General features: G+C 45.9%; 11 protein-coding genes and 1 other RNA gene. 7 read left to right on the forward strand and 5 right to left on the reverse strand.

The annotated features are described in order from the left end of the window. Positions 1 to 214 precede the first annotated feature (214 nt). The 4 genes from recR to ffs form a co-directional block, all read right to left on the reverse strand. Complete coding sequence (recR, locus tag ADH67_RS06890) at positions 215 to 826, reverse strand: recombination mediator RecR (protein ID WP_066593470.1); 612 nt, start codon at positions 824 to 826, stop codon at positions 215 to 217. A 4-nt stretch (positions 827 to 830) separates the two neighbouring features. Further along, the gene (locus tag ADH67_RS06895) at positions 831 to 1,139 is read right to left on the reverse strand and encodes a YbaB/EbfC family nucleoid-associated protein (RefSeq protein ID WP_066595809.1); all 309 of its coding nucleotides are present in this window, start codon (positions 1,137 to 1,139) and stop codon (positions 831 to 833) included. 34 nt (positions 1,140 to 1,173) lie between these two features. Further along, a complete protein-coding gene (dnaX, locus tag ADH67_RS06900; protein ID WP_066593471.1) occupies positions 1,174 to 3,171 on the reverse strand; it encodes a DNA polymerase III subunit gamma/tau in 1,998 nt (665 codons plus the stop codon). Between the two features lie 124 nt (positions 3,172 to 3,295). Continuing rightward, an RNA gene (gene ffs, locus ADH67_RS06905) (signal recognition particle sRNA small type) lies at positions 3,296 to 3,391 on the reverse strand. Positions 3,392 to 3,577: 186 nt separating this feature from the next. Between ffs and ADH67_RS06910 the strand changes: the two genes are divergently transcribed. The 7 genes from ADH67_RS06910 (at position 3,578) to ADH67_RS06940 (ending at position 12,213) form a co-directional block, all read left to right on the forward strand. Beyond that, on the forward strand, positions 3,578 to 4,750 hold the full coding sequence (locus ADH67_RS06910; RefSeq protein WP_066593473.1) for an MFS transporter: 1,173 nt from the start codon (positions 3,578 to 3,580) through the stop codon (positions 4,748 to 4,750). A gap of 221 nt (positions 4,751 to 4,971) precedes the next feature. Beyond that, complete coding sequence (gene trxA / locus ADH67_RS06915; RefSeq protein WP_066593475.1) at positions 4,972 to 5,292, forward strand: thioredoxin; 321 nt, start codon at positions 4,972 to 4,974, stop codon at positions 5,290 to 5,292. Positions 5,293 to 5,384: 92 nt separating this feature from the next. Next, the gene (gene rho, locus ADH67_RS06920; RefSeq protein WP_066593477.1) at positions 5,385 to 6,647 is read left to right on the forward strand and encodes a transcription termination factor Rho; all 1,263 of its coding nucleotides are present in this window, start codon (positions 5,385 to 5,387) and stop codon (positions 6,645 to 6,647) included. Positions 6,648 to 6,950: 303 nt separating this feature from the next. Next, entirely contained in the window at positions 6,951 to 7,247 is a 297-nt protein-coding gene (locus ADH67_RS06925) for a type B 50S ribosomal protein L31 (protein WP_066593479.1), read from the forward strand. A gap of 98 nt (positions 7,248 to 7,345) precedes the next feature. Beyond that, positions 7,346 to 9,079: an ArnT family glycosyltransferase gene (locus ADH67_RS06930; RefSeq protein ID WP_066593488.1), complete on the forward strand. Its 1,734-nt coding sequence runs from the start codon at positions 7,346 to 7,348 to the stop codon at positions 9,077 to 9,079. 17 nt (positions 9,080 to 9,096) lie between these two features. Beyond that, the gene (locus tag ADH67_RS06935) at positions 9,097 to 10,485 is read left to right on the forward strand and encodes an MATE family efflux transporter (RefSeq protein WP_066593489.1); all 1,389 of its coding nucleotides are present in this window, start codon (positions 9,097 to 9,099) and stop codon (positions 10,483 to 10,485) included. Positions 10,486 to 10,548: 63 nt separating this feature from the next. Next, complete coding sequence (locus ADH67_RS06940) at positions 10,549 to 12,213, forward strand: M20/M25/M40 family metallo-hydrolase (protein WP_066593491.1); 1,665 nt, start codon at positions 10,549 to 10,551, stop codon at positions 12,211 to 12,213. A 19-nt stretch (positions 12,214 to 12,232) separates the two neighbouring features. Here the strand turns inward: ADH67_RS06940 and ADH67_RS06945 are convergent, their stop codons facing one another. Then, positions 12,233 to 12,790, reverse strand: a complete 558-nt coding sequence (locus ADH67_RS06945) for a flavodoxin (protein WP_066593493.1) — start codon at positions 12,788 to 12,790, stop codon at positions 12,233 to 12,235. Between the last annotated feature and the right edge of the window lie 227 nt (positions 12,791 to 13,017).

Consider the following 13,017-nt stretch of genomic DNA (forward strand, 5'->3'; position numbering starts at 1 on the left):
AACAAACCTAGCAAAAGGCCCAAACCGTTTTCGCTGCAAACAGGATTCATTGGAAATGCAACGCCAGTGCTTCCCACGAAACACGGCACAGCTACGCCGGCGGTCATTCCGGAGCTGCTAATTGTCGCAATTGTGTGATTCACTTTTAGATCCAATAAATTTGTTTAACTAAGTAACAGAATACCTAGAAATTTATTGATTTTCAGAAGTTTGACTAATTATTTTCCCGTATACGACGGTTAAGCATTGCCTGAGCCACAGTATTTACATCGGTGTATTCGAGCTCTGCACCGGCGGGGATCCCTTTAGCGATACGGGTCACTTTGACATGAGGAGTATGTTTTGCCAGCAATTCAGTAATGGCAAGCGCAGTAGCCTCTCCCTCGGCGGTAAAAGAAGTTGCAATTACGACTTCTTTAACTTCAGGCTCGGAGGCCCGGTCGATTAAATGACCTAACTCCAGCTCATTGGGTCCGATGCCGTTTAAAGGTGAAAGACGGCCCATCAAAATGAAGTATCTGCCGTTCCAAGATAAGCTTTGCTCAATGACCATCATATCTGCAACGGTTTCTACGACACACAGCAGAGAATCGTCTCTGTGAATGCTGGAGCAATATTTGCAGACATCTTTATCGGTCAGATTATTACAGCGCGGGCATCGCTTAACGTTCTTCACCGCGTTGAGCAAAGCATTGCCTAAGCGAGAAGCCGTTTCTTTATCAGAAGTTAAAAGCTGATAAGCCATTCTCTGAGCAGCTTTCGGGCCGATGCCGGGAAGCTGCCGCAAAGAATCAATCAGCTCTTCTATGGAACTAACTGAAGCCACGAGATTAGAAAGGAAGTTTCATGCCGCCGGTTGCAGCAGCCATCTTTTGTTCTACTTCGGCTTCGATTTTCTTTTGAGTGTCGTTAAGAGCGGCTGTCAAAAGATCTTCGAGCATATCTTTGTCTTCAACGCTTCCTACGAGGGAGTCATCAATTTCGACTCTCTTGCAAACATTCTTGCAGCTCATGGTTACCTTGACGGCACCGTTGCCGGCCTCACCGGTAACATCGATAGTTGCTAACAGTTCCTGAGCTTTTTTGATGTTGTTCTGCATCATCTGAGCCTGTTTCATCATTTGGCCCATCTGGCCCATTCCACCGAAATTACGCATTTATATTTCCTTTAAATCAAATAACACGAGGCGTGTTGTTTTTGTCATACAAGGTGACATTGTCAATCGAAATCGTAGAACCAAAAGTATTCAAGATCTCTTTGACGAATTTTGTTTTCGAGATTCTATCCAACTTTTCAATTTTTTCTTCTATGAATTCTTGCTTTCTGAGCCTTTTGAGTGTCTGTCCTTTTCCTTTGGAAACAAATTTAACTTTCAGCTGAAGCTGAGGCCCGAAATGTTTCTGAAGTTCTTTTTGCAGAGCTGAGACATGTTCCTCATGCGTCAATGCTTCCAATGTTGTGGTCAGAACCATGCTAGAACCGTCAAAACTTTCGAGCTCGGACAGATCAACTAAAGGCTGAGAAGATTCAATGAGCTTTATTTTTTTTGCAGCTTCGAGCCATGGATTCATCTGAACGGGTACACCTTCAAACTCATCTCGTTCCCGGACGATGGTTCTCTGCTGAGGAATATATTCGTCTTCTCCGCTTTCACCGGCTACCCCCTCAGATACATAATCATCATAGGACCAAGGGACATCATCCTGATCATCTTGCGGAGGAAATTCTTTCCGGCTATCTTGGGGCTGCGGAGGAGAAGAATCTCGAACTTCAGCCGATGGCTTATTCTCTGACGGCGAGGGGGTGGAAGCGGGAGCATTGTCCTCAATTAATTTTTTTTTTGAGCCCGTTAACACAGGCATTTCTTCCCAAGGAGGAATATCTCCTGGATCTTTGCCCGCAGCCGAAGAAGCCGTTTTAGCGGCAACCGGAGAAGCAGACGGTACTTGGGGTTCCGGTTTGAGAACCGCAGCCATAGGAGCCGGTAAAACCGGAGCTTCAGTAGAATGAGGAGCAGGCGCCTCCAGTCCCTTCATCGGGGCAACCACCGGTCTTTTCGAATTTTTGGCTTCTGCAGGCGCAAATGCCATCATGCGCATTAAAGCCATCGTGAAACCAGAGTATTCATCCGGAGCAAGACTTATCTCGTTTCTCGCATGGATAGCTATCTGGTAGTAGAGCTGAACCTCATCAGGTGCAAAAGCCTGTGCAAGAGATTTGACAGCATCCGAGTCCGGTTCTTCCGGATTCAGAGAAGCCGGGAGCATTTGAACTATAGAAATTCTATGGAACAGCAATGCCATATCTTTAAGAGCCTGAGTATAGGACAAGCTGCGTGCGCCAATCTCATCGGCCACCTGCATAACCTGGACAGGGTCTCGATTCGCTAACGCTCCCAACAATCGGATCAAGGTTGTGGAATCAATTGTTCCCAGCATTTCTCTGACGTTTTCTAACGTCAGGTTGCCTGCACTGAATGCTATAGCTTGGTCCAATAACGACAAGCCGTCACGCATGGAACCGCGCGCTCCGGTTGCCAACATTCGTAATGCAGGAAGCTCGTACGGGAATCCTTCCTTTTTAAGAAGTTCTTCCATGTGCCCTGAAATCAGCATCGGAGACAAGCTCTTAAGATTAAATTGCAGGCAACGGGAAAGAACGGTGACCGGGACCTTTTGCGGATCGGTTGTCGCCAAAATAAATTTGACGTACTCGGGAGGTTCCTCCAAAGTTTTAAGCATGGCGTTAAATGCCTGGGTAGTCAGCTGATGGACTTCGTCAATCATGTAAACTTTGAAACGGGCATTTGTGGGAGCGTACTTGGCTCTTTCCAGGAGGGATACCATATCGTCAATACCGCGCGTGCTAGCCGCGTCCATTTCGATATAGTCCACGAAACGGTCTTCATCAATAGCTCTGCAAGCCTCACATACACCGCAAGGATGAGCCGTAATGCCGCCCTTTCCGTCTTCGCCTACACAATTCAAGCACTTGGCCAAAATTCTGGAGATTGTTGTTTTACCTACACCGCGAGTTCCCGTAAACAAATAAGCGTGGTGAAGACGATTTTCTGTCAAAGCATGAGTCAAAGCACGGACAACGTGATCTTGCCCGATCAATGTAGAAAAATCGTGTGGACGCCACTTTCTAGCTAAAACCTGATAAGCCATGGAAAAAATCTCTTAAAGATTCGGTTTACAACCAAATCATCATGCAGGAGGTAAAACTGTTCCGAATTGAAGAATTTTAGATGAATTTAGGCGCTATGCAAGCGGAGAGAAAGAAAAGAAAAAGAAAAGCGGACCACACCTCGGCACTGCTAGGATCGTTATGGCTGCTTCGTTCCCGACCTGACCAGGTTCACGACATTCACATGCGAGGGGGCCCGCAGAGCGAGATTCTAACAGAATTCAAAAAAAAGAAAAGCGCAGCTTAATTTTCACTTTTACCTTCTGCTCCACTCCGTTTTTCTTCCTCGTGCCAAGGCATTTTCCCGAATTAGATTGATTCTCTTCCACACCTTTGACGAGGACCGATACAGTACATCGGAAGAAAAACTACTTACAAATTTTCGAGATGGCCTTTGATAAACACATCGCAGCGCTTGCTATCGGAACCTTCTGTCTCGGCGCGGCAGAGCTTGGAATTGTTCCTGTACTTGCGGACATCGCCCGAGATCTTCATGTGACGATTCCTCAGGCAGGTTTGTACGTTTCTGCCTATGCAGCCGGCGTCTGCGGAGGAATTATCGGCCTTCTGCTATTCGGACGGGACGCTAATATAAAAATAAATTTATTAATCGCAGCCTGTCTTATTCTCTGCGGAAATCTCGGCGCCAGCTTTGCGCAAAGCGATATTGAAATGCTTGGAGCCCGCTTTGTCTCCGGAATGCCCCACGGAATTTTCTTTGCGCTAGGAGCTGTTGCTTGTGAAAGATTAGCCGATCCCGGAAAAGCGTCTCGAGATGTTACCTTGATGGTTCTCGGGCAGACTTCGGCAAACTTTTTAGGTGTTCCTTTGGGAGCATGGCTAGGCTTTGCTTTTTCCTGGCGCTTTATTTTTATAGGGATTGCTTCGCTTGCTGTCGTTCTCATTTTCGCCCTTTGTTTTTGGCTTCCTTCTCTCCCGGTAAAGAAGCAGCCTCTGCCCCGGGAAATCGAGCCTCTCAAGCATGCTTGGCCATGGATCATTTTAGGCGGTGTAGCGCTTGGCAGCGGCGGTTTTTATGCTTATTACTCTTATGCCGATCCTATTATGGAGACCATTACGCACCTGCCCGCTGAAGAAATGACATTAGTGATGATTGTTGCCGGCGGTGCCATGTTCTTCGGTAATCTGGCTTCTGCCCCTTTGACCAAACGATTCAGCGATGAAGCTCTAGTGGCGTTCGGACAGGCTCTTATCGTTATCGCAACTTTGTGCGCCCTCTTCTTTTCCGCAAACAAGTACCCCGCCGTCTTCTTCCTTGCATTAGCCGCATTTGGGTACTACTTTTTGGCCGGTCCGATGCAGGCTCTGATCATTCAAGGAACTAAAGATGCAAAGATCATTATCGCCGCCCTTGGTCAAGTAGCTTATAACGGCGCAAACGCTATCGGTGCTTGGCTGGGAGGAGAAGCGATTAAAGTTTCCGACTCCTCAATATCATGTGCCATCCCCGCCGGCGTTCTTGGTTTTGCTTCCGCCGTTCTATTCGTCAGTATTTTTTTCTATAGCCGAAAAAGAGCGAATCAGCGGACAGGTCGCTGAGAACGGAATGCGATTAATTTCTTCAACTTTGTTAATAAATAAAAACAAAAACGAAGCGTGTAGTATTCCTAAGTATGCTAATTTACGCAGAACAGTCTGCCTCCCATGTTGGGGAGTCAGGAAACGGGTCAGTTGCTATCAGTGTTAGGATTACCTTATCTCTCCGAGGACATCCAGTCTTCGCTGACCCTATTTAGTTTTTTTAAAAAAGGAAATAAATTATGGGCTTACAAAGTGTTGATGACGCCAGCTACGTTGACCAAGTTTTGAATGCAAAAGGCGTTGTAGTAGTTGATTTTTGGGCTCCTTGGTGCGGTCCATGCGGAATGTTAGGGCCAGTCCTCGAAAAAGCAGCAGAGACTCTGCCTGAAAACGTCAAAATTGTTAAATACAATGTTGACGAATCTCAAAGCGTTGCTCAGCAACTCGGAGTACGCGGTATTCCTACCCTTGCCGTTTATAAAGACGGTCAACTCCTCGCCCAGCAAGCCGGCATGATGAATTCTGCTCAATTCGCCGCTTTCTTAAAACAATTCGTATAAAATCCTGCCTGCGGCTTAAGTTCTATTAAGCCGCAAAACTTCCTTTCTTTTAACCACACCTCGAAATCTATCTTTGGATTTCGTTTCAAATAATGCATCTTTCAGAACTCAAGCAGAAACACGTTTCCGAGCTATTAGATATTGCTTTGGAATTAGATGTTGAAAATGCCAGCCGTCTTCGCAAGCAAGAATTAATGTTTGCAATCTTGAAAAAAAGAGCAAAGGCCGGTGAACAAATTTTTGGTGACGGCACCTTAGAAGTTTTACCTGATGGATTCGGTTTTTTACGTTCTCCCGTTTCTTCCTATCTTGCCAGCCCTGACGACATTTACATCTCTCCTTCTCAAATCCGCCGCTTCAATCTCCATACCGGCGACACAGTTGAAGGTGAAGTCAGAACTCCAAAAGACGGAGAACGCTACTTTGCGTTAGTTAAAGTTGATAAGGTTAACGGTCTTCCTCCGGAAGAACTCAAGCACAGAATTCTTTTCGAAAATCTGACTCCGTTATTCCCCGATGAGCCTCTGAAACTTGAAAGAGATATTAGAAGCGAAGAAAATCTAACCGGCAGAATCATCGACATCATTGCTCCGATTGGTAAAGGCCAGCGCGCCCTGTTGGTTGCCTCACCGAAGAGCGGTAAAACAGTTTTGATGCAGCACATTGCACACGCTATTACCGCCAACTACCCGGATGTTGTTCTGATGGTTCTTCTGATTGATGAACGTCCGGAAGAAGTTACGGAAATGGAACGTTCCGTTAAAGGTGAAGTTATTGCGTCCACTTTCGATGAACCCGCAACTCGTCATGTTCAAGTGGCCGAAATGGTTATTGAAAAAGCCAAACGCTTGGCAGAAAGCAAAAAAGACGTTGTCATTCTTCTTGACTCTATTACACGTCTGGCCAGAGCCTACAACACCGTTGTTCCGACTTCCGGCAAGGTTTTAACAGGCGGTGTTGATGCCAATGCTCTTCAAAGGCCCAAACGCATCCTCGGTGCTGCCCGTAAATTAGAAGAAGGCGGTTCGCTCACCATTATTGCTACTGCTCTCAACGAAACCGGCAGCCGAATGGATGACGTTATTTATGAAGAATTTAAAGGTACCGGCAACATGGAAATCCATCTTGACCGCAACCTGTCTGAAAAACGTGTTTACCCGGCTATTAACGTCCGTAAGAGCGGTACACGCCGTGAAGAACTTCTTCTTGAACCTTCCGTTCTGCAGAAAACTTGGATCCTTCGTAAGATTCTTTATGAAATGGATGAAATTCAGGCCATGGAATTCTTGGTTGACCGTATGAAACCAACTAAGAACAATGCCGAGTTCTTTGAGATGATGGGCAGACGAGGTTAATTGAATGCCAAAGGCTGGAGCAGATGTGTTCCAGCTTTTTATTTTTAAACAGGTCTGACCGCGTCCAAACTTCCTAAGGTTCCGGCAAAAAGAATTCATCGCCAACAACCGCTTTCATTTTTCGTATCAATTTGATTTTCCACCGTGAAATTCTGTTTTTGAAGTTGCCTTTTTTTCTGAAAAGAGAGATAATCCGCATTTGTTTTTATTCATTTTAGGCACGTTCTGGCATACCTAGCGTAAGACTGGCAATGGTCAGCGGTTTCGTAAGGCAAGTGGCGACCGATTTATTTAAGGTTAACAATGAAAACCAATATTCATCCGCAGTATCGTGAAGTTGCCTTCACAGACATGTCCATCGGCAAGACTTTCATCATCCGCTCCACAGCTGATGCTCGTGAAACAATTGAAATTGATGGTGTTACATATCCTCAGGTCAAGCTCGATACATCCAGCGAGTCTCATCCTTTCTACACCGGTGCTCAGACACGTATCGTTGAAGCCGGTCGTGTAGAAAAATTCCGTCAGAAATTTGCTGCTAAGAATGCCGCTCTCAACGCTTCTGCTGAGCAGGCTAAGGCAGCCAAAGCTAAGAAGTAATTTAGCGGCGGAAAGTTGCGATAAGGTAGCTACGGCTGCCTTATTTTTTATATGTAGTTAGTAATTTATATATTCTTAACTTGTGAGATTCGAGTCATATGCTCAGTGAACGCTCTTCTCCAGCTGTTGTGAGCGCTGCCGCGGCACATAAACTACCTCGGTATGCTTTACTAGCACTCTTAATCTGTTTCATTTCCCCCTTCCTTTTATCGCCTCAGCTTTTAGGAAGTAAAAATCTCACTAGTTTCGGAATTGCCTGGACGATGGTCAACGGCTCCCTGTCCGACTGGCTTATTCCAAACATTACAGGCCAATTTATTTATGACACCGGCCCTCTCACTTCTTGGGTCAGTTCATTGTGCATCTTAACTTTCGGTCAAATTATCGGCCCGGTCCGCGCTTTTCACCTGACCACCGGCCTTTGGTTTGCCATTATTACCGCCTGCATCTGGTATTCCACGTACCTTTTAGCTAGGAGAGATGAGGCGCAGCCCGTCAGCTTTGCATTTGGCGGAGAAGCCGCCAGAAAAGACTACGGCCGGGTGGTGGCGGATATTACTCTGTTAATCACAATCGGTACTTACGGCCTACTAGAGCCTTTTCATGAGATTTCTCCGACAACTACGCTTCTGGCTGTAGCGTCTATTTGTTTCTTCGGCATTGTTCTCAGTCTTGAAGATCTTAAAAGAGGTTCTCTTTTAGCTGGCCTTGGCGTCGGTCTCGGTGCCCTAACGACGACCCTCGGTGCCAGTATTTGGCTCGCATTTGCAACCTGGATTGCCTTTATCTTTACCCCAGACTATACCAGCCGTTCTAAGCGTGTTCTCATAACATTTGTGTCGGCACTTATCGTTACTTGTATTTGGCCGGCACTCGTCTTTGTTTTTGTCCCCGATCAAGCTTCCGTCTGGTTTACCAACTGGCTTCATTCCAGCACAAAAGAGTTTTCTCTTTTGTCTATTAACCAATATCCATGGCTGTTAAAGAACATGGCCTGGATCACCTTCCCGGCTTGGCCCTTTGCCATCTGGGCAGTATTTGCATGGAGAGGCAGCCTGAAATGCGCTCCAATCTCCGTCCCGCTGAGCTTTCTTTCGATTTCTTTGTTCTCCATCCTCTTTACTGGGCTGGAACCAAGAACCACGATGTACTGTTTAGTTCCGTCACTTGCCGTATTAGCAGGTTTCGGTCTTATCAGCGTTAAAAAGAGCAAAGAAAACATTTTAGATTTGTTCTCCGGCATTGTATTTACCATCGGCCTCATTGTCGTTTGGATTTACTACTTTGCTTGGACGACCGGCTACTTTGCAAAAATGGCTTATTCTTTGCGCCGACTCGCTCCTGCCGTTACGCCGGGAACATCGTATCTGCTGTTGGCAATCGCGGCTGCCGCTACTCTTTCCTGGCTTGCGGTCGTCGGTTGGAGACTATTTAAGCATCCGGTCGTTGCTTGGAGGGGAACTTGGCTTTCTGCCTGCGGTCTGACGGCTTCTGCCATTGTGGTTTGTTCACTTTTCCTGCCGATTTTCAACGGTGCCAGAACAATGGAATACACGGTTGCCGCCATCAAGACAACTTTTGATGCCAACAGCAAACCCGGCGACTGCATTAAAGCCATTGATCTGTCAAGTTCGGATCGTGCCGCGTTCTACGCTTTAGCAAATCTTCCATTTGGAAAACCAGGTCAGCAGTGCACTTTTGCACTAAAGACGATCGATTTCGGCGGCTTTCCCGCCGGTGCCGTAACCGATAAATGGGAAGTTCTTACCAACGTTCCGGGGCGTCCCCGTTCCGACGAGCGATATCAGCTTCTCAAACGTTTGCCTTTCTAGATACTGATTTAAGTTTTATGTCCGTTACACCGACACGATTAACGCCGCCATCGACTTCGTATTGGTCCATTATCAAGCTTTCCGCGCCTATTTGGGTTTCCAATTTAGCTATCGTCGGCGGAAGCACCATCGATACTTTGATGGCCGGTCACTTAGGTCCTACGGATCTTGCCGGTGTTGCCATCGGTATTGCCGTTTCTATCTCAATCTTTGTCGGTTTAGTGGGTATTATGCAAGGTTTGTCACCAATTGCAGCTCACCATTTAGGCGCCGGCAAACACGAGAAAATCGGTCCTGAACTTCATCAGACACTTTGGATTGCCGTTTTCCTATCTATCATCGGCGTTTTAGTTATGACCTATACGCCGTTATGGATGACTTTAACTAATGCACAAGGTGAGACTGCAAAGATTGCTTCCCTATATCTCATTATCAATGCGATCGGGCTCCCCGGAGCAATGGCAGGACGTGCTTACTTGGCGTTGAATGCTGCAGTGTCACGTCCGAAGATTGCTATGTGGATTTCTCTGCTAATGCTGGCGTTAAAAGCTCCCTTTAATGCCCTTTTCATGTACGGTTGGGGACCAATCCCTGCATTAGGAGGCGCTGGATGCGCAGTCTCCTCTGCCCTTACCTCTTGGATCACTCTCTTATTATTCTGGGGAATTTGGCATTTCGACAGTTTCTATGTCCGCATGAGATCGGAAACGTTCTCATTGCCGAATTGGAAGATCATGGCGGCTCAGCTTAAGCTCGGCATTCCTATCGGTCTGTCCGCATTCTTTGAAGTGACCTCATTTACGTTCATGACAATTTTTATTTCCCGCTTAGGAGAGGTTACAGTTTCAGGTCACCAGATTGTGGCTAATTTAACTTCTCTTTTCTACATGCTCCCGCTCTCCATCGGTGTAACCGCTTCCGTGTTGGTCTCTCAAAGTCTTGGAGCAGGAAGTGCGGAGTCTGCACGGAGGGCCACCTTCAATTGCCTAAAATTTGGCATCTGCTGTGCGGTTGTCGTATCGTTGATTCTTTATTTCTTCAAATATTTCTTTGTCGAACTCTACACCGACAATGCATCTGTGATTGCCATCTCAGCACTATTGATTCCTTTTGCTGCGTTCTATCACATCTTCGACGCTACCAACTGCATTGGGTCTTTTGCGATGAGAGGCTACCGCATTACCTTTGCTCCTATGGTTCTTTACGGAGTACTGCTTTGGGGCATCGGGTTAGGCTTAGGAAGTCTTTTGACGTTTACCGATACATTAACCGCTGCACCGCTTGGTGCCAGAGGCTATTGGAGTGCTATCACAATTGGTTTGACAATATCGGGTATTGTTGTCGGATTCCTCGCCGTCATGGTTGCCAACAATACTGTTAAAGGTAAAAAGGTCTGGCTTAAATAAATCAATTTCCTCATAGCTGAGTCCGCTTTTTCCTTAAAATCAGAAAAATCTGAGGAGGAAAAAGTGAACCAAAAATTAGCTTTAGAGGACGAAATACTGCTCCTTACAAAACACCTCTGTGCAATTGCTTCCGTTTCGACTGACGCAGGCAAAGAAAATGAATGCGCAGAGTTTATTTTTAACTATCTCTCGTCTATTCAGCCAGTCTCTCCGTTAACAATAGAAGTAGACCTGATTCCCTGCGAAAAAGATCCTTGGAATCGAAAAGCTGTTCTCGGCCTTCTTTCCTCACCGGATTCTCAAGGACGTACGGTTATCCTTACCGGACACTTTGATGTCGTCTCTACCGATGTTTGCGGAGAGCTCAAATCTCAGGCATTTGAACCGGACTTATATACAAAGCTCCTTCAAGCGCGTTCGCTTAATCCTGAAGCAAAAAGAGATTTAGATTCCGGGAATTGGCTTTTTGGACGCGGCGTCATGGATATGAAAGGAGGACTTGCTCTCTTTCTAGCCATATTCAAAGAATATGCAGAATCCGGCTGCGGAGTCAATCTCTTGTTTCTAGCCGTACCTGATGAAGAAAACAGCAGTGCCGGCATGCGAGGAACAATCCGCAAACTTAATTCCTTTATCAAAGAAAAGAAACTGGATGTCATCGCCGCTTTTACAGGGGAACCTTGTTTCCGGACCACTCCCAATGCATCAGGCCAATCATTCCGTCCCTATTACACCGGTACGACGGGCAAAATCATGCCTTTCTTTTACTGTGTCGGGAAAGCCGCACACGTCAACGATTACTTTCAAGGCCTCAGCTCGGTTCTTTTGGCTTCCGAAATTGTCACGAAGATGGAGGCAAATCCGGCTTTCCTTGAAGGACAAGGAAACTGGCTTCTTTCTCCCCCTGCCTGTCTAGGCTTTGAAATCAGAAGAAACGGTTATTCAGTAACGCTTCCTGAAAGAGCCGTTTGCTATTTCAATCTTCTAACTATAGAAAAAACTCCTCAAGAAATCTTATCCTTGTGCGTGGGGCTTGCACAAGATGCCGCAAGTTCAACTTTAGAAACTTTAAAGACTTCCGAAGGAACTTTTATTCGAAGAGGAGGAACATCGAGCCCCCTTCCGAAGATAAAAGTTCTCAGCTATTCCGAACTTCTGAATAAAGTTAGAAGTCAGTTCAAAGACGACAAAACCTTCGATCGGGCGTTAAAGAAAGAACTGTCATCGAGACAAGATTCTTTCGATGAACGGGAACAAGCCATCCGAATCATGGAAGCGATTATCTCTTTGAGTCATTCAAGTGAGCCTCAAATTGTAGTTGGTTTTCTTCCTCCCTATTATCCGCCGAGAATTAATAAGAGAAGAAATGAAAAAGAAAGCCGAATCAAAGACCTCATACATGAAGTGATTGCCAAGAGCAATCATTTGGCCTGCGATTCGGACAGCACTTTCATAGAAGTATTCGGAGGTATTACCGACTTATCTTACTTGGGATACGAAGGAGATCCAAAAGACTTACAGTTCATTGCCGAAAATCTTCCTGGATGGGGCGAAACGTTTTGGATTCCGATTCAGGAGTTAACAGAGCTGAGCATTCCAATTGCTAATTTAGGCCCTTCCGGCAAAGATGCTCATAAGATGACCGAAAGACTTGAGTTGGATTATTCCTTAAGAACCGCTCCGGAGCTGCTTAGATTTGCCATTAAAAAATTAAGCAAGCTTCAGTGACATTCGTTGGCTCAGGATGTTAACCTTTGAGAGATTCTTCGATCCATTTATCAAGATTGTTCAAGGCTGATGAAACTTCGGAATTCGAGCTGTAGAAATGCGGCTCGATTGTTGCCTTTGGACACAACCTCCTGATATCTTCTATGGCGCCTCTCGGACTTGAACTGCCGGAAGTGATGAAAGGATGAATTCGTTTGCCTTCTAACGGATGATCTTTTAGAAAAGTTCTCATCGGGACGTCCAATCCGCCCCACCAGTATGGACCTCCCACGTAGATGTCTGTATAACCACTCAGGTCCGGAATTTTTGTAGCAATTTCTCTTCGTGCATCCGAACGAATCTCATCTCTTGCCAAATAAGTCATGTCATTGTAGTTTTCAGCGTATGGTTTAACGAGCTGCAAACGAAGTATTGGATATCCTGTCTTTTCGTGGATTCTTTGAGCTAGACCGAAAGTATTCCCGGTTCTCGAGTACACAACGATTATTCCTTTGCGGAGGTTTTGTGCGGATACTGGAAGAATGCTTAGAGCCGCCGCTGAAAAAACCGTTCCTATCACTTGTCTTCGCTTCAACATAATTTCCTCTTTGACTTGAGTTACTCAGAAAAAAGGTAAAAGTTCTCCATCATCAGGCAAATGCCTAATGTCTTTATTTGGAAGAGTTAACGTAAGCCAGCAGCTCCGTCTAAAAACGACTTTTGATTTAAGCCAAATTCACGTCCTTCGTCTTACAAATGAGATGAATGTGAATTTATGCAGCCGCTTGCTGACTCCGCCAGCCGGAAGACTTTTCTTTCTGTGCT

The sequence above is a fragment of the Turicimonas muris genome (genome assembly GCF_002221595.1).
In the GTDB taxonomy this organism is placed as follows: domain Bacteria; phylum Pseudomonadota; class Gammaproteobacteria; order Burkholderiales; family Burkholderiaceae_F; genus Turicimonas; species Turicimonas muris.